The organism is Lentzea miocenica (genome assembly GCF_033949945.1).
In the GTDB taxonomy this organism is placed as follows: Bacteria; Actinomycetota; Actinomycetes; order Mycobacteriales; family Pseudonocardiaceae; genus Lentzea; species Lentzea miocenica.
In genome coordinates this window covers 97,043-115,910 of sequence record NZ_JAXAVW010000019.1, presented here as the reverse complement: position 1 = coordinate 115,910, position 18,868 = coordinate 97,043, and the positions used below count along the sequence as shown (strand labels likewise).

The window sequence follows — 18,868 nt, the reverse complement described above, 5'->3', positions numbered from 1 at the left end:
CTCCATCCCTCGTGGGGTCCTCGCCCCAGGTTGCGGGTGACTCGGAAGCGGAGTTCCTGACTCCCAGCGTGTTCGCTGGTCACAGTGGCGGGACCGCGCCGGATTCACACCGGCTTCCTCCTGTGCTTCGTCGTTCGGGCTCACCCTAACCGGCGGGTTACAGTCCGACCTATGCGTACTACCCCGGATGCCTGCCCAGGCGCCGTCGAGCTGCACCAGGCGGCCGACGGCGGGCTCGCCCGCATCCGGGTTCCCGGCGGCACTCTTTCCGCTGCTCAGTGGGACGTCGTGCGTCTCGCGGCGCTGGAACTGGGTTCCGGGTCGGTGGAGCTGACCTCGCGGGCGAACCTCCAGATCAGAGGCCTGGCGGACGGCGTTGAGCTGGGTGCGCGACTGGCCGCGGCGGGCCTGTTGCCTTCGTCCACCCACGAACGCATCCGCAACATCATCGCGGCGCCGCTGGAGGACAACCAGGCGCTGGTCGACGAGATCGACGCGGCCCTCTGCGCGGACCCCGTGCTGGCCTCGCTGCCAGGACGTTTCCTGGTGACGGTCGGCGCTTCCGTGAGCGGACTGGGCGGTGATTTCGGCCTGGTCGAGGATGTGTTCCTGGTGGCCGGAACCGATACAGGAGTGAGGGTCTCCGACCCTGTCGACGCTGTGGTGACCGCCGCCCGCCTGTTCCAGGAGATCCGGGGCAGCGCCTGGCGCCTGTCCGAAGTGGACGACGGTGTGCGAAAGATCACCGAGCACCTCGGCACCACTTCCGACGGTTCGTTCACCCCGGTTGTGACGCCCGTCGCACCTTCGCCCACGACCCCCGGCGTCCCCCTGGGCAGGCTGGACGCACACCAACTACCAGGCGTCCCGATCCGGTTGACGCCGTGGCGCAGCCTGGTCGTGCCGGCGGGAACCGACACGTCCGGCCTGATCACCGACCCCGCCTCCCCCTGGCACGGCGTCAGCGCCTGCACCGGACGCCCCGGCTGCGCGAAGTCGCTCTCCGACGTGCGAGCGGACGCGCGCGCCTGGCTGAACGCACCACACCACACACACGCGCCGGGCCGGGTACCCCCAATTTCAATTCTAGGGAGCAGGTCCGACAGTCCCGGCGCGGTGCACTGGTCGGGCTGTGGGCGCCGCTGCGGCCGGCCGCACGGCGATGTGATCGAGTTCGTCGCGACCGGCGACGGCTACGAGGAGATCAGGTGACGCAGTACATCAAGGACGGCGCGGAGATCTACCGCCAGTCCTTCGCCACCATTCGCGCGGAATCGGACCTCACCAGGTTCCCGGCAGACGTCGCGAAAGTCGTCGTGCGCATGATCCACGCGTGCGGCATGACCGACCTGCCCGACGACGTCGCCTTCTCTCCCAGCGTCGTCCGCGACGCCCGCGCGGCTCTGCGCAACGGCGCCCCGATCCTCTGCGACGCCAACATGGTCGCGTCCGGCGTCACCCGCCGCCGGCTGCCCGCGGACAACGAAGTCCTTTGCTACCTCCAGGATCCGCGCACCCCCGCGCTGGCCGAGGACATCGGCAACACCCGCAGCGCCGCCGCCCTGGAACTCCTCGCGGACCGCTTCGAAGGCGCGGTGATCGCGATCGGCAACGCCCCCACCGCGTTGTTCCACCTGATCGACCTGATCGAGCGGGGAGCACCGAGGCCGGCCGCGGTCCTGGGCATCCCGGTCGGGTTCATCGGCGCGCAGGAGTCCAAAGAGGCTTTGGCCGCAACGGATCTGGAGCACCTCGTGGTGCACGGCCGGCGCGGCGGCAGCGCCATGACGGCAGCGGCCATCAACGCGATTGCGAGCGAAGAAGAATGACGGGCAAGCTCTACGGCGTCGGTCTGGGTCCTGGCGACCCGGAACTCGTGACGGTCAAGGCCGCACGACTCATCAGGGAAGCCGACGTCATCGCGTTCCACAGCGCCCGGCACGGCAAGTCAGTCGCCAAAACCATTGCGGCGCCGTACTTCCGCAGCCAAAATGATCCAAATCCGCAGATCATGGAACAGCTCGTCTATCCCGTGACGACCGAGGACACCGACGACTACCAGGGCGAGATCGACGCGTTCTACGAGGAAGCCGCGGCAAAGCTGGCCGCGCACCTCGACGCCGGACGAGACGTCGTCGTCCTCGCGGCAGGCGACCCGTTCTTCTACGGCTCCTACATGCACATGCACAAACGCCTCGCCGACCGCTACGAGTGGGAAGTCGTCCCGGGCGTGACGTCCGTGAGCGGCGCGTCAGCCGTTCTCGGCACCCCGCTGGTGGAACGCGACGAGGTCCTCACGATCCTGCCCGGCACCCTGCCGCCCGCCGAGCTCGCGACCCGCCTCGCCGACACCGACTCGGCCGCGATCCTCAAGCTGGGCCGCACTTTCCGCAACGTCCGCGCAGCCCTCGACACCGCGGGCCGGCTCGACGGCGCCTGGTACGTCGAACGCGCCACCACCGGCCGCCAGAAGATGTCGCCGCTGGCCGACGTGAACCCCGACGACGTCCCGTACTTCTCGCTGGCCCTGCTCCCCAGCCAGTCCAAGCCCGCGAAACCGAAGGGCGAGGTCGTGGTCGTCGGCCTCGGCCCCGGCGCGCGGACCTGGCTCACCCCGGAGGCCCGCCAGGAACTGGAAGCGGCGGACGAGCTCGTCGGCTACAGCACCTACCTGAACCGCGTCCCGGACCGCCCCGGCCAGACCAAGCACGCCTCCCACAACCAGGTCGAGTCGGAACGCGCCGCGTTCGCCCTGGACCTGGCCAGGAAGGGCAAGCGGGTCGCGGTCGTCTCCTCCGGCGATCCCGGCATCTTCGCGATGGCCACCGCCGTCCTCGAAGTCGCCGCCGAGACCCAGGACGTCCCGGTGCGGATCATCCCCGGAGTCACGGCCGCGAACGCCGTGGCGGCCAAGGCCGGCGCCCCGCTCGGCCACGACTACGCGGTGATCTCGCTGAGCGACCGCCTCAAGCCGTGGGACGTCATCGCCGAACGCCTGACCGCCACCGCCAAGGCAGATCTCGTCATCGCGATCTACAACCCGGCGTCCAAGGCCCGCACGCACCAGGTCGCGGACATGCGCGATCTCTTGTTGCAGCACCGCAAGCCGGAGACCCCGGTGGTCGTCGGACGCGACGTCGGCGGCCCGGAGGAGGAGATCCGCGTCCTCACGCTCGGCAGCCTCGACGCCGGCACGATCGACATGCGCTGCCTGCTGATCATCGGCTCGTCCCAGACGATCGTGACCGAGGCAGGCGTGGTCTTCACACCCCGGCGTTACCCAACCAGCTGACCGCGGCATCGACGTCGGCCACCGTTTCCGCAGGTGGGAGCGGTGGCCGGCGCACGATCACGACCGGCACCCCGAGCTGACGCGCGGCTTCGAGCTTCGCCGAGGTCATCGCCCCGCCGCTGTCCTTGGTCACCAGCACGTCGATCTCACGTGACCGCATCAGCCCCAGCTCGCCGTCCACGGTGAACGGGCCGCGCGACAGCAGCACCTCGATCCGGGCGGGCATCGGCGGTGACGGCGGCTCGACCATCCGCGCCAGGAACCACTGCGGACATGCCGCGAACTCGGCCAGGTCCTGCCGCCCGGTGGTCAGGAACACCCGCTCGCCCGGCAGGTTCCGCGCCGCCTCGGCGACGCTGTCCACCCAGTGCCAGCCATCGACAGGCGTGAACCCGGGCCGTCGCAGGATCAGGAACGGCACACCGACCTGTCCACAAGCCTCGAACGCGTTCGCGGTGATCTGCCGCGCGAACGGATGTGTGGCGTCGACCACCGCGTGTATGTCGTTGTCCCGCAACCACTGCACGAGCCCGTCGACCCCGCCGAAGCCTCCGACCCGGACTTCGCCAGGCGGAAGACGAGGCGAACTCACCCGCCCCGCGAGGGAGGAAATCGCGGGCACGCGGGAAGCCAGCTCGCGCGCTTCCCCCGTACCGCCGAGGATCAGGATCATCGAACGCGCGTGGCCGAGTACAGGTGGCTGTCCGGGAACTGCGTCGCGCCCAGCACGTTCCCCACGATGATCACCGCGGTCCGCTTGATCCCAGCGGCCTCGACCTGCGAAGCGATGTCGTCCAACGTCCCGCGCAGCACGATCTCATCAGCCCGCGAGGCATACGCGACCACCGCGACCGGGCAGTCCAAGCCGTAGTTCGGCACCAGCTCCGCGACCACGGCCGCGATCCGTTGCACGGCAAGGTGCAGCACAAGGGTGGCGTGCGAACGCCCCAGCGTGTCCAGATCCTCACCAGGAGGCATCGGCGTCGCACGCTGCGAAGTCCGAGTCAGGATCACCGTCTGCCCGACACCGGGCACGGTCAGCTCACGCCGCAACGACGCCGCGGCAGCCGCGAACGCTGGCACCCCTGGCGTCACGTCGTAAGAGATCCCCAGCGCGTCCAACCGGCGCATCTGCTCGGCCATCGCGCTGAACACCGCCGGATCCCCGGAGTGCAGCCGCGCCACGTCCAGCCCGGCAGCGTCAGCCGCGGCCAGCTCGGCGACGATCTCGTCCAACGTCAGCGCAGCCGTGTCGACCTTCCGCGCCCCGTCCGGGCAGAAGTCCAGCAGCTCGACCGGCACCAGCGCACCCGCGTACAGGCAGACCGGCGACGACTCGATCAGCGAACGCCCCCGCACCGTGATCAGGTCGGCCGCTCCTGGCCCGGCCCCGATGAAGTGCACGGTCACTTGGTCACACTCCACGTCGTCACGGGCAGGTGCGGCCGCCACCCGGTGAACTTGCCGACCGGCGACCCCCGGTTCACCGCGATCCGCACCAGGTCACCGCCGACCTTCGCGTACCACTGCGCCACCACGGCCTCGGACTCCAGCGTCACGGCGTTCACGACGAGCCGCCCACCGGCTCCCAGGGAGTCCCAGCAGGTCTGCATCACGCCCGGCACGGTCAGCCCGCCACCGATGAAGATCGCGTCGGGCTTCTCCAGCCCCTCCAACGCCTCCGGGGCACGTCCGATGTGGACCTCGACCCCGGGCACTCCGAGCGCGGCGGCGTTCCGGACGATCCGCTCAGCCCGTTCGGCGGACTGCTCCACCGCGATCGCCCGGCACGTCGGATGCGTCCGCGACCACTCGATCGCGATCGAACCCGACCCGGACCCGACGTCCCACAACAGCTGGCCCGGCAACGGCCCCAGTGTCGACAGCGAAATCGCCCGCACCTCACGCTTCGTCAGCTGGCCATCGGTCTCGTACGCGTCGTCCGGCAAGCCCGGCACCCGCGAATACGCGCCCTGAGAGCACTCGATCGCGATGACGCACAACGGGTCCGAGTTCTCCCCGGACCACTGGTACACCCGCTCGGCGGGCCCACCCAACTGCTCCAGCACGGTGATCGGCCCGGCGATCCCGGCCACGACCTCCGGATCACCGCCCAGCACGAGCACCCGGCGTCCCGGCGTCAGGGCAGGCCGCAGCAGGTCGGCTGACCGCCCGACCAGCGACACGACCTCGACGTCGTTCAGCGCCCACCCGAGCCGCGCACAGGCCAGCGACACGGACGACGGATGCGGGATCACGGTAACCCGCGAACCCAGCAAACGGACCAAAGTCGTGCCAATTCCGTGGAACATGGGATCGCCGGACGCCAGCACGCACACGTCGCGGTACTTCTCGAACAACGCGGGCAACGCCGGCACCAGCGGCGACGGCCACGTGACCCGTTCGAACTCCCCCGGCACCAGATCGAGCTGCCGCTGCGAGCCCATCAGCACCTTCGCGGTGCCGATGGCGTGCCGCGCGGCGGGCGAGAGCCCGTCCCACCCGTCGGCGCCGATGCCGACGACGGTGACGTCAGCGACGTCGGCGAGGTCAGACGGTTCCGGTGACACGCCGCACCTGAATCTCGATCACCACGCGCTCCGGGTTGACCCGAGGCTGCTTGTACCGCGCGGCATACCTGCGCACGGCCTCGTCGACGGATTCCACGTCGTCGCGCACGACCGCCGGACCCTCCACCGTGGACCAACGCCGTCCGTCCACCTGGCACACAGCCGCGTACCCGGCCTTGCGCACGTGCTTGACCTTCCACGACGCGCCGTGCGTGATGATCCGCGCGATGCCGTCCTCCTGGTCGAGCGTCACCCCCACCGGCACGACGTGCGGAGTCCCGTCCGGACGCACGGTGGACAACGTGCACAGGTGCCGTTCAGCCCAGAACTCGGCGAACTCGGCGCCCCGCTCGATCGACATGGCACGCATCATGCAACGCCACACCCGTGAAACGAAATCGGGCCCGCCGGCAACCACCGGCGGGCCCGTCATCCGAGTACTACGGATAGTTGACGACGTTCACCGGCACAGTCCCCGGCGGCGTCACCCCGCCCACGTTGTTCACCACGTGGGTGATCGTGCCCTGGTAGTTCAGCGACACGGTCAGCAGGTTGTGCAGCCGCACGCCACTCCGGTTGGGCACCTCGAACGCGTTCTCGGCCCGCACCGACGGATTGACGTTGAAGAAGCAGTAGCTGCCGAGCCCCCACGCCTCGTGCGTGGTGACGTTGTCGCCGACCTTGTAGGCCGCGTATCCGGCCTGTCCGTTCGGCCTGTTCCAGGACGCCTGGTTCGGCACGTCGTACGGCATCTCGTTCTGGAAGAAGATCGTCCGTCCGCGCTCGCCGTTCCAGATGACCTGGTACTTCTGGTAGTGCTCGACGAACAACCCGGTGGCCAGCACGTCGTTGCCGTTCACCACCAGGCCCGTGTCACCGATCGCCTCGTTCCAGCCCCACGTGCCGGCGTTGCCGTGGTCGGCCCGCCAGATCCAGCTGTGATCGATGATCGTGTGGTTGCTGTTGACGACGAGACTGTTGGTCGCCTTGCCCGCGACCGCGCCGCCGACCCGGAAGAACACGTCCTGCAACGTGGTCGGGTTGGCCGCGTGCGAGGCCGACGAACCCGCGGGCCCGACGGTCAGCAGCGAGCTCGACAGGGTCGTGCCCGCGTCGAACAGGATGCCCTTGATCCGCACGCCGTCGACGTCCGCGACCTGCATCGCGGTGACGCCGTTCTGCGGCACGATCGTCGCGTAGCCGATGCCCAGCACGACGGTGTTGGGCCGCGTGATGTTGATCGTCTGGTTGACGTTGTAGATGCCGGGCGTGAAGAACAGGTTGCAGCCCTGACCCAGTGCCGCGTTGATCGTGGCCGCGGTGTCGCCCGCCTTCACGACGTAGAACTGGTTCATCGCCAACGACGTCCCGGGGGTGCCACCGTTGATCCAGGACGCACCGGAAGCGTTGGTGCGCAAGGAAGGCAGGAACACCCGGTAGGCGCCGTTCTCGAAGTACAGGTAGGGAACGTCACGCGAGACCGGCGTGGTCGCGAGCGTCGTCTCCGGCGGGCTCGGGAACGTGTTCGGCGGCGCACCCGGAGTCCCGGAGAACACCATGTTCCACACGCCACCGTTCCAGCTGCCGTAGTTGGAATCGCGCGTGTACCACTGCTGCTGCGAGATCGACGCCGTCTGGCCCGACACGCGGGAGTCGGCCGTGTAGCCACCGCTCGCGAAGCCGTAGCTGGCCGGGTAGAGCGCCAGGTTGCCGCGGATGTCCATGCGGCGGAACGGTGCCGCCTGCGCGACGGCCCAGCGGTTGGTGCCGTTGCTCGGGTTCACGGCCATGTTCTCGGCCGAGCGCCAGAAGTTCTGCAGCGCCACACCCTTGTCGGACTCGTTGAACGCGTCCACGGTGATGTCGCCGTTGATCACGACGTCACCGGGGTTCTTGCCGAGCCCCGAGACGGACGTGTAGTAACCGACGTCGTCGTGAACGTTGTACGTGCCCGGCTTGAACAGGTGCGCGACCCGCCGCGGCGCCATCTGCGCGGTCAGCGTGTCCTTCTGGTTGTTGAAGTCGGTGTCGAGCTGCGCCTGGATGCTCGCCGCCGACATGCCGGGGTCGAAGACGCGCGTGTTCGGCCCGAAGCTCGGGTTGTCCGGCTGAACACAACCCTGCTGCGTGCCGATCGTGTAGGTCGCGCTGGCCACTGCGGAGTTCGCGAGCCCCGACTTGATGCCGATCGCACTCACAGTTCGGCTGGTGGGCACGGAGATCGGCCCGCTGTAGAGCGGCGAGGACGCCGTCGGCGTCGACCCGTCCACTGTGTACCGGATCGTCGCGCCACTCGTCGCGGTGGAGATCGTCACCGTCTGCGCGGAGGTGTAGGCGCCGCCAGGTGGACTGAAGGTCGGCGTCGCGACCGGCGTGCCGATCACGTACGAGGCACTGCCGACAGACGAGTTCGCCTGACCCGACTTGATACCAATCGCGTTGATGGTCCTGTTGCTGGGCACCGAGATAGGCCCGCTGTACAGCAACGAAGACCCCGTCGGCGTCGACCCGTCCGTGGTGTAGCGGATCGTCGCACCGGACGTGGCCGTGGAGATCGTCACGGTCTGCGCCGTCGCGTACGTCCCGCCAGGCGGGCTGAAGGTAGGCGTCGCGACCGGTTGCGGCGCACTGTTGTGGGTGTAGCTGAAGTGCGGTGAATCGTACTGCGGCCCGGACTTCTCGTAGGTGAACCAGTAGTCGATCACCGTGCCGGACGACAGCGACCCGACGGTCTTCTGCCAGGTCCCGGCGTTGTTGGTCATCCGGAAGTTCTGCTGCGTTTGGCCGGAGATCAGGTAGTGCACGTCGACGTACAGGGCAGGGGTCGTCGGCGTGAAGTTGATCCGGGCTTGAGTCGCGTCGATCGCGGTCACGTTCTGCGTGTAGTCGTCGGCCGCATAGGCGGCCTCGACCGTCGCCAATGACGACAGGGCAATCGCTACGGCGGCCAGTCCGGCCCGCCATCTCGTCTTTGAGAGCGCTCTCACACCTGGAACGGTAAAGCCGGGATGACGGTGAGGGAAGACGAAAGTTACGGGAAAGGTCCCAGACTCCACCGGAACGCGAACCGGTCCCGGAATTGTTTTCACCCGAACGAGTACCTGCTTGGATTGAATACAACCCATAGCGTCGACGCATGATTCCATCCACCGCGTACAGCAGGGACCTGGGCGACGAGCTCCGCCGGCTGCGCGAGACCTGCACCGGCCTCAAGGGCCACGAGCTCGCCAAGAAGCTCGGCTGGGACCCGAGCAAGGTCTCCACCGTCGAACACGGCAAGGCACGCGCCAGCGAGATCGACCTCATCCAGTACTTGTCGATGTGCGGCAAGGACATCGACTTCGTCGTCGACTTCAAACGCCGCTACGAGCGCGCTTTCGACGAGTACATCGTGCAGGTGTGCGGCAACCTTCGGACCATGGCGATGGCCGAGTCCACGGCCGCGACGATCACCAGCTACGACATGCTTGCCGTGCCCGGCCTTGTGCAGTCGCCGGAGTACGCCGATGGCATCTACCGAATGACGGGATTGGTCACCGAAGAGCTCATCCCGAACCTCGTTCAGTACCGGACCGAACGTCAGGCGATCCTGCGCCGACACGATCGGCCGACTTGCGTGTTCTTCGTCCATGAGCATGCGCTGCAACTGCAGGTCGGCAACGACCAGATCATGGAGGATCAGTACGCACGGCTGTTGTTCAACACGCACACCATCCGGATCGTGCCTGCGGACGCACCCGTCGTCGCCTCCGGCTTCGTGCTCTGGGAGTTCGAGAAAGCGCGGCCGCTCGTCTTCAGCGAGACCAACCTCGCGAACGTCTTTGTGCAGGATCCGGGTGCCATCGCACGCACCAGGCTGTTCTTCAGCCGCCTGGACGAGGTCGCTTTGAGTGCGGAACAATCGCGGAGCAAGCTGGCGGAGTACGTCAGCGGACCGCGAGAGGATCCCCATGACTCAGGACCGCACTTGGCGTAAGAGCAGCTACAGCGGCGGAGCGGTGGACGGCAACTGCGTCGAAGTGTCACTCACCCACGACGCCCTGGTCAGGGACTCGAAGAACGCGAGCGGCGACGTCCTCGCGTTCTCGTCTCCTGCCTGGAAATCCCTGCTCAAGTCCCTCGGTTCTCGTTGAGGTAGTTGTAGATCGTGTACCGGGTCACCTCGAGGACCCCCGCGAGGTGATCCACCGAGTCCCGGATGAGGAAGAACCCCGCCTCGTCCAGCACTCGCACGACCTGCGACTTGTGCACCTTCTTCATCAGCTCGACCGGCACGCCGACATCTGCGATCGCCTTCTCCACCAACACCCGCTGCAGCGTGTCCACGTCCTGTGGAAACGACTCAACGGGACCGGAAGCCTCGTGCGCGGCGAGTTTGTTGACGCACAAGCACCCCACGGCCACGCCGGCGGCGTCGCGTACGAACGTCGTGGACGACCAGATCGCACGGCCGTCCGGCGCGTACGTCTCGTAGCCGGGCATGTCGGTGGTCGTGCCGCGGCGCACCAGCCCCAGCAACAGGTCCGTCATCGGGCCGCCCACCTGGCGCCCGGTCAGCGAGCCGGCGATCGCGATGATCGAGTTCGGCAGGCGTGACAGGTCGTGCACCACGACCTCGGTGTCCGGGCCCAGAGCCGAAGCGAGCGAGTCGACCGTCGGCACGAGAGCCGACAGCGCCGCCGGCACCGGCGAAGCCGCCGAGCTGGACAACGACTTCAGGGCCGCCCGGACACGTTCCAGCGTGCCGCGCGACGTCGTGGCGTGTGGCGACAAACGGACGTGCTCAGGGCGAACCGTGGCCGCGATGCCGAAGCCGTTCAACGCTTCCCCGACGACCGAGGCCGCCTCGGGCATGGTGAACGCCAGGATGCCGCCTCGGCGCTCGCGGGCGGAGACGATCTTGCCGCCGCACGACAGGACGATCTCCTCGAGTTCCGCCACGGTCTCGCCCACGGCCGCGTCCAGCGCGGAAACTCCGGCCAGCTCAACGAGTTCCAGCGCTTCCGCGAAGGCGCCGGACACGACCGGCGAGAGGTTGGTGATGTTCCAGGAGGCGGCGTCCGAGGCGGGCTCGTGCACCGAGTTGTCGAACAGGCCCGCGTCCAGGGCGCCTGTCCAGCCGGACAACACCGGAGAGAGCCGTTCCAGCGCGCGGTCGGACAGCACCACGAAGCCGGTGCTCCACCCGGCGCGCAGCCACTTCTGGCCGCCCACCACCAGCACGTCGGCGAGTTCCCACGGTTCGTCGACCACGCCGAAGCCCTGGATGCCGTCGACGATCAGCAGCCGATCGCCGACGGCCTCGCGCAACGCCGCGAGGTCCGCCCGGTAGCCGGTGCGGAAGTCCACAGCGGACACCGACAGCGCGGAAACCTCTTCGGTCAAGGCGACAGCGACCGCCGCAGGGTGCACCGGGCCGTCCAGCACGATCGACGGCAGGCCGGCGCGCACCCACGGGTAGGTGTTGGACGGGAACTCCGACGCCGAGTACATGACCGTGCCGGACAGCCCGAAGGCCGCCTGGAACAGGCCGATCGACGTGTTCGGCACCAGGGCGACGTGGTCGGTGTCCGAGTGGCAAAGACGCGCGACGGCGGCCTTCACCCGTTGTTCCTCGCGCATCAGGGTGTCCACTGTGGAGGGACCGGCCAGTGAGGCCTGTTCCATCAGGCGCGAGGTGGCCGCCACCACCGGGGTGGAGGGCGGGCCGAAGCGGGCGAAGTCCAGATACCCCTCCGGTTCGCGGAACTGGGCGAGGTACGAGGCGTCGATCAACTTAGAGCACCTTTGCGAGGAACTGTTGCGTGCGCGGCTGCTGCGGATTGTCCAGCACGTCGGACGGTGTGCCGCTCTCCACCACGGCGCCGTCGACGAGGAACACCACGCGGTCGGCGACCGAGCGGGCGAAGCCGATCTCGTGAGTGACCACGATCATCGTCATGCCGTCGCGGGCGAGCGAGGTCATCACGTCGAGCACCTCGCCGACCAGCTCCGGGTCCAACGCGGACGTGGGCTCGTCGAACAGCATCAGCTTGGGCTTCATCGCCAGAGCGCGGGCGATCGCAACACGTTGCTGCTGGCCGCCGGACAGCGAACCGGGGTAGGCCGAGGCCTTCTCCGCGAGCCCCACCCGTTCCAGCAGCGCCAACGCTTCCGCACGCACCTCGGCGCGGCCCCGGCCCAGCACCTGGATCGGGCCCTCCATGACGTTCTCCAGCGCCGTGCGGTGCGGGAAGAGGTTGAACCGCTGGAACACCATCCCGACGTCGCGGCGCTGGTGGGCGGCGTCGCGTTCGCGCAGTTCGTAGAGCTTGCCGCCGGCAGCACGGAACCCGACCGGCACGCCGTCGACCCAGATCCGGCCGGCGTCGATGGTCTCCAGGTGGTTCACGCAGCGCAGGAACGTCGACTTGCCCGCGCCGGACGGCCCGAGCAGGCAGACGACCTCGCCGCGCTCGACCTCCATGTCGATGCCCTTGAGGACCTCGGTGTGGCCGAACGACTTGCGGACCCCAATCGCCTCAACGAGGGCCATAAGCACGCTCCAGGTAGTGCTGCCCGATCGACGCGACGGACACCATCACGAGGTACCAGGCCGCGGCGGCGAACAGGGTTTCCATGATCTCCAGGTTGCGCGAGGAGATGTTGTTCGCGGCGTGGATGAGCTCCAGGAAGGCGATCACCGACGCCATCGAGGTGCCCTTGATCATGTTGATGAAGTTGTTGCCGGTCGGCGGGATGATCACGCGCATCGCCTGCGGCAGCACGACTCGGCGCAGGGTCGTCATCGGGGTCATGCCGATCGACTTGGCGGCCTCGGTCTGGCCGGGGTCGACGCTGCTCAGGCCCGCGCGGACGATCTCGGCCATGTAGGCGCTCTCGTTCAGGCCGAGCCCGAGCAACGCGGCCACGAACGCGGTCATGACCACGTTGGTGGGCACCGAGAACAGCATCGGGATGCTGATGTTCTGGAACACCAGCGCGAGGTTGAACCAGATCAGGATCTGCAGCAGCACCGGCAAGCCGCGGAACAGCCAGATGTAACCGACCGCGAACCACCGCGCGACGGGGTTCGCCGACAGCCGCATCAGCGCGATGACCACGCCGAGCACGATCGCGCCGCCCTGGGCCACCACGGCGAGCACGATGGTGTTGAGCAGGCCTTCCAGCATCACGGGGTGCGTGAAGAACCCCGGCACGTCCTCCCACTGGATCTGCGCCTCGGCCATCGCCCAGCCGAGACCCGCGAGGACCAGCAGGATCACCGCACCGCTGAACCACCGCCAGGGGTGGCGCAGCGGCACGACGGTGAGCTCGGACTGCTGGAGCTCACTGGTGCGGAGATCACTTGCCATTGATCGCGGCCTTGGTGATCGCACCCTGCTTGATGTCCCAGGTGGTGAGGATCTTGTCGTAGGTGCCGTCGTCGATCAGCGACTGCAGCGCGCCCTTGATCGCCTCGGACAGCTTGGCGTTCTGCTTGTTCACGCCGATGCCGTACGGGCCACCGTTGATCGGCGCCAGCGGCACGACCTCGAAGTACTGGCCGTCACCGGCGGTCTTGGCGACGTAGACGGCGGTCGGCAGGTCGTTGAGGATCGCGGCGACGCGGCCGGTGCGCAGCTGGTTCTGGTTGCCGGTGTCGCTGTCGGTGACGCTGAGCTGCACCTCCGCCTTGCCCGCCGCGACGCACTTCTGGCTCTGCTCCTTGGCGAACTGCTCCTGCGAGCTGCCCAGGTTGACCGCGATCCCCTTGCCGCACAGGTCCTCGACGCTCTTGACCCCCTGCGGATTGCCCTTCTGCACCATGATCGTGATGCCGGAGGTGAAGTAGTCGACGAAGTCGATCTTCTGCTGGCGTTCGGCGGTGTCGTTCATCGCGGCCATCGTCACGTCGACGCGGCCGGTCTCCAGGCTGGTGATCAGCGAGCTGAACGCCATGTCGCTGTGCTCGGCCTTGAGCCCGAGCTTGGCGGCGATCGCCTTGATCAGGTCGACCTCCGACCCCAGCGGCGTCTTGCCGTCCTGGTCGTAGAAGTTGTTCGGCGGGTTCTGGATGTTCGACCCGACCTTGAGCGTGCCGGCCGACGCGATCGCGGGCGGCACCAGCGCGGCGAGCGCGTCGTCCTTCTTGACCGAACCCAGGTCGGAGGACGGCGGCGTGGACGTCTGCGGATTGTCCGACGTGGACCCGCAGGCGGCGAGCCCCAGAACGAGCAGCGAGGTCACGAGCAGGCGCGGCATCATGGCGGGGACCGTACAACGTCGAGTTGAAGACGTCCACAAAAAGTTGAAGCCAGGCGTGACCGGCGGCACCCGGGGAATTCCATCGGCATCCGGTTCGTTGGTCCGGATGCCCCCAGCAAACGAGGAGGACCAACATGGCGACGGTCGAGCTGACCACGGAGAACTTCGACGAGGTGGTCGGCGATTCCGACGGCTCCGGCATCGTCCTGGTCGACTTCTGGGCCGAGTGGTGCGGTCCGTGCCGTGCGTTCGGGCCCACCTACGAGGCCGCGTCGGACAAGAACGAGGACATCGTGTTCGGCAAGGTCGACACGGAGGCGCAGCAGGAGCTCGCGGCCACGTTCGGCATCCGGTCGATCCCGACGCTGATGATCGTGCGGGAAGGTGTCGTGCTGTTCTCGCAACCGGGCGCGCTGCCGGGCAAGGCGCTGGACGACCTGATCCAGCAGGCGCGCGAGGTGAACATGGAAGAGGTCCACGCCAAGGTGGCGGAGGCTCAGGCCCAGCAGGGCTGATCACCTCGATCGACCGCTGATTGGTCCAGCCGAGGTGTGGGTACCTGACGTGCATGAACACCGACACGTCGACCGCACAGCTGGTCAGCCAGCTGTCCGAGCAGGTGAGCAGGCTCGCGCGCGATGAGATCCGTCTCGCGGTCGCGGAGCTGAAGGACAAGGGCAAGCACGCCGGTGTCGGCGCCGGGATGTTCGGCGCGGCCGGCGTGTTCGCGTGGTGGGGCGGGCTCAGCGTCGTCGCGGGCCTGATCCTGCTGCTGGCGCTCGTAGTACCGCCGTGGGCGGCCGCGTTGATCGTCGCGGCCGCCCTTCTGCTGTTCGCGGGAATCTTCGCGCTCGTGGGCAAGGGTCAGGTCAAGCAGGCCGCTCCCCCGGTGCCGCGGCAGGCGATGGACAACGTCCAGCAGGACATCGCGACGATCAAGGAGAAGGCGCACCGATGAGCGATCCCAAGGAAGAACTGCAGCGCGACGTCGAGCGCACCCGCCGCGAGCTGGGTGAGACCGTGGAAGCGTTGGCGCACAAGGTCGACGTGCCCGGCCGGGTGAAGGAGCAGGCGCACGACACCAAGGTCAGGGTGGCCACCGCCACGACCGAGGCGATCGACTCCATGACCAAGGCCACCAACGACGCCATCGACTCGCTGCCAGAGCCCGTGGCGGTGCAGGTCGAGAAGGCGCGCCGGCATCCCGCCGCTGTCGCGGCCGTGCTCATCACGCTCGTCCTCATCATCTGGAAGATTTCCAGGAGGAACGGATGAAATTCCTGTACCGCCCACTGGGAATGCTGTTCGGCGCGCTGGGAGGTTTCCTCGCCACCGCGATCTTCGGTCAGGTGTGGAAACTCGTGGCGGGCGACGAAGAAGCGCCGAGCGCCACGATGAGGAACCGCACCTGGCGCGAGGTCCTGCTGGCCGCGGCGTTGCAGGGAGCTATCTTCGGCCTGGTGAAAGCGGCGATCGACCGCGGTGGCGCCAAGAGTTTCCAGAAGCTGACCGGCGAATGGCCCGGCGACGAAGAGGATTGAGTCCTGCTCAATCCAGTCGGCGAAACGAGACGCGACGGTTCTCCGAAATCGTTTCGCGACTTAATCTGACCGGTGATGACTCGTCAACTGCGGGCTCGTGCGCTCTTCTCGGCGTTCGAGCCGCTCACCGCCGTTCCGGACGACCCGGCTCGCTCACGGCTGGGTGTCGTGCGGTTCGCCGGCACGTCCTTCAACCCCGTGTTGGAAGCCGGGCATCCGGAACTGACGGTCCACCTGGCCGAGCCCGGTCTCGGCTTCGCCGAGGTCTGGACGAGCGCGCACAGCGTGGAGTCCGGTGAGCACAAGGCGATCACCTACGCGCACGACGGCGAGTACCTGTTCTGCGCCGGGCGGATTCCGCCGTGCGACGAGCACACCTACGCGGGGCGGCTCGCGTTCCGGGCGGCTCTGGAACTCGCCGGGAAACTCGGCTACCACCACGTCTTCCGGATGTGGAACTACCTCCAGGACCTGAACCCGCGGATCTACCGCGAGTTCCTGCTGGGCCAGGCCGAGGCGTTCGCACGGCGGCCGGTGACGTGGAGCGGCCTGACCGCCGCCACCGTCGTCGGCTCGCGTGGCGGCGGCATCGCGTTCCACTTCCTGGCCTGCCGCACGGGCGAGCCGGTCACGATCATCTCGCCCAGCGGTGCCCGCGGCGTCTACCTGAACGGGCGGCTCTACTTCTCCGCGCCGTCGCTGGACGACGCCGAGGACCTGATGAGCGCCGTGAACCTGGCGAACTGGGGCGTCGACGACGGATTCGGCCTGCACGACATCACGTCGCTGAAGATCTACGCGCAGCATCCGGGTGATCTTCTTCTGCCGGACGCACGTCTGGCCCTCGGGACGAGCGTGGCACACCTCCAGGCCACACTGCTGCCGGAGGACCGCGCGGTGGAGTTCGAGGGCGTCGCCGGGTAGGCCTGCGAACGCTTGAACACTCAACTATTCTGGCTCACATGCCACAGCCAGAGGGTGCCGAGCTCGAAGCCATCAGGGCCAAGCGCGACGAGCTGCGCGAGCAGTTCGTGAAGCCGCTCGACGAACGGGGTGGCTCGCCCACCCAGGGCGTGCACCACATCGCGTTGATCTGCAAGGACGTCGAGGAGACGATCCGCTTCTACCAGGAGTTCCTCGGCTTCCCGCTGGTCGAGCTGGTGGAGAACCGCGACTACCGCGGCTCCAGCCACTTCTTCTTCGACCTCGGCAACAAGAACCTGCTGGGGTTCTTCGACTTCCCCGGTCACGACCACCCCGCGTTCATGGAGACGATCGGCGCCGTGCAGCACTTGGCGCTGTCCATCTCCCCCGAGCGGTTCGACGAGATCAAGTCCAAGCTGGACGAGGGCGGCGTCGAGTACCTGGGCCCCGACCGCGGCGTCGAGGACAGCCTGTACATCCGCGACCCCAACGGTGTAGGGATTGAGTTCTACCGGGAGAAGCTCGGCGAGTTCGAAGGCACGACCCTGATCAAGTGATCTGATTTCGAGTCGGAACGGAGTCCCAGCGTGGCGCAAGAGGTCAAGGGCATCGTGGCCCGCGGCAAGGGCCAACCCGTCGAACTGACCTCGGTGCTGGTGCCCGATCCCGGTCCCGGCGAGGCCGTGGTGAAGATCCAGGCGTGCGGCGTCTGCCACACCGACCTGCACTACCGCGAGGGCGGCATCAACGACGAGTTCCCGTTCCTGCTGGGCCACGAGGCCGCGGGTGTCGTGGAGTCCGTCGGTGCCGGTGTCACCGACCTGGAGCCCGGCGACTTCGTCGTGCTGAACTGGCGCGCGGTCTGCGGCACCTGCCGTGCGTGCAAGCGCGGCAAGCCCTGGTACTGCTTCTCGACGTTCAACGCCTCACAGCCGATGACCCTGGTCGACGGCACGAAGCTCTCGCCCGCACTGGGCATCGGCGCGTTCGTCGAGAAGACCTTGGTCCACTCAGGACAGTGCACGAAGGTCGACCCGTCCGCGCGTGCGGCGGCGGTCGGTCTGCTGGGCTGCGGTGTGATGGCAGGCGTCGGCGCCGCCATCAACACCGGCGGCGTCTCGCGCGGCGACTCGGTGGCCGTGATCGGCTGCGGCGGTGTCGGCGACGGCGCCATCGCGGGCGCCCGCATCGCCGGTGCCGCGAAGATCATCGCCGTGGACACCGACCCGCGAAAGCTGGAGTGGGCCAAGGGTTTCGGCGCGACGCACACCATCAACGTGCGCGACGTCGACGACGTGGTGACCGAGATCCAGCGGCTGACCGACTCGTTCGGCGCGGACGTGGTGATCGACGCCGTCGGCCGTCCCGAGACGTGGAAGCAGGCCTTCTACGCCCGCGACCTGGCCGGAACCGTGGTCCTGGTGGGCGTGCCGACACCGGACATGCGGCTCGAGATGCCGCTGATCGACTTCTTCTCGCGCGGCGGCTCGCTGAAGTCCTCGTGGTACGGCGACTGCCTGCCCACGCGCGACTTCCCGATGCTGGTCGACCTGTACCAGCAGGGCCGGTTCGACCTGGACGCGTTCGTCAGCGAGGAGATCCCGCTCGACGGCGTGGAAGCGGCCTTCGAGAAGATGCACCACGGTGAGGTCCTGCGATCGGTCGTGGTCTTCTGATGTCGCTTCGTGTAGACCACACCGTCACGTCCGGCACCTTCTCGCTGGACGGCGAGACCTTCGACGTCGACAACAACGTGTGGGTCATCGGGGACAGCAACGAGTGCGTTGTCATCGACGCACCGCATGATGTCGACGCGATCCTCAAGGTCGTCGACGGCCGGAAGGTCGTGGCGATCCTCCTGACCCACGCTCACGATGACCACGTCCGTGTCGCGCCGGATCTCGCGCACGCCACGGGTGCGCCGTTGGCTCTGCACCAGGACGACCACATCGTCTGGTCGTTGACGCACACCGGCGTCATCCCGCACCAGGCGCTGGAAGACGGCCAGGTGCTCACCGTCGCCGGCGAACGGATCGAGGTGCTCCACACGCCGGGTCACTCGCCCGGCGCCGTGTGCTTCTACGTGCCGTCGCTCGGTGCGGTGTTCACCGGGGACACGCTGTTCCAGGGCGGACCGGGCGCGACCGGGCGGTCGTTCTCGGACCGGCCGACGATCGAGAAGTCCATCCGCGAGAAGCTGCTGACGCTTCCCGGCGACACCGTGGTGCACACGGGCCACGGCGCGGACACCACGATCGCCGCAGAGGTGTTCTAGACGCTGGAACCGCTGCGTC

Annotated in this window: 22 protein-coding genes and 1 riboswitch; of the genes, 13 read left to right on the top strand and 9 right to left on the bottom strand. The window is 67.9% G+C overall.

What is annotated here, in order from left to right; translation table 11 throughout:
• Positions 1-50: 50 nt before the first annotated feature.
• Positions 51-120: riboswitch (cobalamin riboswitch) on the bottom strand.
• A gap of 51 nt (positions 121-171) precedes the next feature.
• From SK803_RS23690 to SK803_RS23680, 3 genes are read left to right on the top strand one after another with little or no spacing between them, the layout of a single operon-like run.
• Positions 172-1,212 (top strand): hypothetical protein, encoded by a 1,041-nt coding sequence (locus tag SK803_RS23690; protein ID WP_319968256.1) that lies wholly within the window; start codon positions 172-174, stop codon positions 1,210-1,212.
• Positions 1,209-1,829 (top strand): precorrin-8X methylmutase, encoded by a 621-nt coding sequence (locus tag SK803_RS23685; protein WP_319968255.1) that lies wholly within the window; start codon positions 1,209-1,211, stop codon positions 1,827-1,829. The genes SK803_RS23690 and SK803_RS23685 overlap by 4 nt, the downstream gene beginning before the upstream one ends.
• Positions 1,826-3,292 (top strand): precorrin-2 C(20)-methyltransferase, encoded by a 1,467-nt coding sequence (locus tag SK803_RS23680; protein WP_319968254.1) that lies wholly within the window; start codon positions 1,826-1,828, stop codon positions 3,290-3,292. Before SK803_RS23685 ends, SK803_RS23680 begins: the two co-directional genes overlap by 4 nt.
• Here SK803_RS23680 and SK803_RS23675 read toward each other — a convergent pair.
• The 5 genes from SK803_RS23675 to SK803_RS23655 form a co-directional block, all read right to left on the bottom strand.
• Positions 3,264-3,965 carry a cobalt-precorrin-6A reductase gene (locus SK803_RS23675; RefSeq protein WP_319968253.1) on the bottom strand — a complete coding sequence of 234 codons (702 nt, stop codon included), beginning with the start codon at positions 3,963-3,965 and terminating at the stop codon, positions 3,264-3,266. The two genes, SK803_RS23680 and SK803_RS23675, sit on opposite strands and share 29 nt — an antisense overlap.
• On the bottom strand, positions 3,962-4,702 hold the full coding sequence (cobM, locus tag SK803_RS23670; RefSeq protein WP_319968252.1) for a precorrin-4 C(11)-methyltransferase: 741 nt from the start codon (positions 4,700-4,702) through the stop codon (positions 3,962-3,964). The genes SK803_RS23675 and cobM overlap by 4 nt, the downstream gene beginning before the upstream one ends.
• On the bottom strand, positions 4,699-5,862 hold the full coding sequence (gene cbiE, locus SK803_RS23665) for a precorrin-6y C5,15-methyltransferase (decarboxylating) subunit CbiE (RefSeq protein ID WP_319968251.1): 1,164 nt from the start codon (positions 5,860-5,862) through the stop codon (positions 4,699-4,701). The genes cobM and cbiE overlap by 4 nt, the downstream gene beginning before the upstream one ends.
• Positions 5,843-6,232 (bottom strand): PPOX class F420-dependent oxidoreductase, encoded by a 390-nt coding sequence (locus tag SK803_RS23660; RefSeq protein ID WP_319968314.1) that lies wholly within the window; start codon positions 6,230-6,232, stop codon positions 5,843-5,845. The genes cbiE and SK803_RS23660 overlap by 20 nt, the downstream gene beginning before the upstream one ends.
• Positions 6,233-6,302: 70 nt before the next feature.
• Positions 6,303-8,849 carry a chitobiase/beta-hexosaminidase C-terminal domain-containing protein gene (locus tag SK803_RS23655; RefSeq protein ID WP_319968250.1) on the bottom strand — a complete coding sequence of 849 codons (2,547 nt, stop codon included), beginning with the start codon at positions 8,847-8,849 and terminating at the stop codon, positions 6,303-6,305.
• Positions 8,850-8,998: 149 nt separating this feature from the next.
• On the opposite strand from SK803_RS23655, the gene SK803_RS23650 reads away from it, so the two are divergent.
• Together SK803_RS23650 and SK803_RS23645 are read left to right on the top strand one after the other, a co-directional pair.
• On the top strand, positions 8,999-9,838 hold the full coding sequence (locus tag SK803_RS23650; protein ID WP_319968249.1) for a helix-turn-helix domain-containing protein: 840 nt from the start codon (positions 8,999-9,001) through the stop codon (positions 9,836-9,838).
• Positions 9,813-9,995 carry a DUF397 domain-containing protein gene (locus SK803_RS23645; protein WP_319968248.1) on the top strand — a complete coding sequence of 61 codons (183 nt, stop codon included), beginning with the start codon at positions 9,813-9,815 and terminating at the stop codon, positions 9,993-9,995. Before SK803_RS23650 ends, SK803_RS23645 begins: the two co-directional genes overlap by 26 nt.
• Here the strand turns inward: SK803_RS23645 and SK803_RS23640 are convergent.
• From SK803_RS23640 to SK803_RS23625, 4 genes are read right to left on the bottom strand one after another with little or no spacing between them, the layout of a single operon-like run.
• The gene (locus SK803_RS23640) at positions 9,973-11,637 is read right to left on the bottom strand and encodes a PAS domain-containing protein (protein WP_319968247.1); all 1,665 of its coding nucleotides are present in this window, start codon (positions 11,635-11,637) and stop codon (positions 9,973-9,975) included. The genes SK803_RS23645 and SK803_RS23640 overlap by 23 nt on opposite strands.
• Before the next feature lies 1 nt (position 11,638).
• Positions 11,639-12,397 (bottom strand): amino acid ABC transporter ATP-binding protein, encoded by a 759-nt coding sequence (locus SK803_RS23635; RefSeq protein WP_406601567.1) that lies wholly within the window; start codon positions 12,395-12,397, stop codon positions 11,639-11,641.
• On the bottom strand, positions 12,384-13,217 hold the full coding sequence (locus SK803_RS23630) for an amino acid ABC transporter permease (protein WP_319968245.1): 834 nt from the start codon (positions 13,215-13,217) through the stop codon (positions 12,384-12,386). Before SK803_RS23630 ends, SK803_RS23635 begins: the two co-directional genes overlap by 14 nt.
• A complete protein-coding gene (locus SK803_RS23625; RefSeq protein ID WP_319968244.1) occupies positions 13,207-14,109 on the bottom strand; it encodes an ABC transporter substrate-binding protein in 903 nt (300 codons plus the stop codon). Before SK803_RS23625 ends, SK803_RS23630 begins: the two co-directional genes overlap by 11 nt.
• Before the next feature lie 134 nt (positions 14,110-14,243).
• Here SK803_RS23625 and trxA point away from each other — a divergent pair, with 134 nt between their 5' ends.
• From trxA to SK803_RS23585, 8 genes are all read left to right on the top strand, one after another.
• Positions 14,244-14,624, top strand: coding sequence for a thioredoxin (trxA, locus tag SK803_RS23620; protein ID WP_319968243.1), 381 nt, complete (start codon positions 14,244-14,246; stop codon positions 14,622-14,624).
• Between the two features lie 53 nt (positions 14,625-14,677).
• A complete protein-coding gene (locus SK803_RS23615; RefSeq protein ID WP_319968242.1) occupies positions 14,678-15,067 on the top strand; it encodes a phage holin family protein in 390 nt (129 codons plus the stop codon).
• On the top strand, positions 15,064-15,384 hold the full coding sequence (locus tag SK803_RS23610; RefSeq protein WP_319968241.1) for a DUF3618 domain-containing protein: 321 nt from the start codon (positions 15,064-15,066) through the stop codon (positions 15,382-15,384). The genes SK803_RS23615 and SK803_RS23610 overlap by 4 nt, the downstream gene beginning before the upstream one ends.
• Complete coding sequence (locus SK803_RS23605; protein ID WP_319968240.1) at positions 15,381-15,650, top strand: DUF4235 domain-containing protein; 270 nt, start codon at positions 15,381-15,383, stop codon at positions 15,648-15,650. The genes SK803_RS23610 and SK803_RS23605 overlap by 4 nt, the downstream gene beginning before the upstream one ends.
• Before the next feature lie 75 nt (positions 15,651-15,725).
• On the top strand, positions 15,726-16,574 hold the full coding sequence (locus SK803_RS23600; RefSeq protein WP_319968239.1) for a chorismate transformation enzyme, FkbO/Hyg5 family: 849 nt from the start codon (positions 15,726-15,728) through the stop codon (positions 16,572-16,574).
• A gap of 38 nt (positions 16,575-16,612) precedes the next feature.
• Complete coding sequence (locus SK803_RS23595; protein ID WP_319968238.1) at positions 16,613-17,131, top strand: VOC family protein; 519 nt, start codon at positions 16,613-16,615, stop codon at positions 17,129-17,131.
• A gap of 30 nt (positions 17,132-17,161) precedes the next feature.
• Positions 17,162-18,250, top strand: a complete 1,089-nt coding sequence (locus SK803_RS23590; RefSeq protein WP_319968237.1) for an S-(hydroxymethyl)mycothiol dehydrogenase — start codon at positions 17,162-17,164, stop codon at positions 18,248-18,250.
• Positions 18,250-18,849, top strand: coding sequence for an MBL fold metallo-hydrolase (locus SK803_RS23585; RefSeq protein ID WP_319968236.1), 600 nt, complete (start codon positions 18,250-18,252; stop codon positions 18,847-18,849). The genes SK803_RS23590 and SK803_RS23585 overlap by 1 nt, the downstream gene beginning before the upstream one ends.
• The last annotated feature ends 19 nt before the right edge of the window (positions 18,850-18,868 follow it).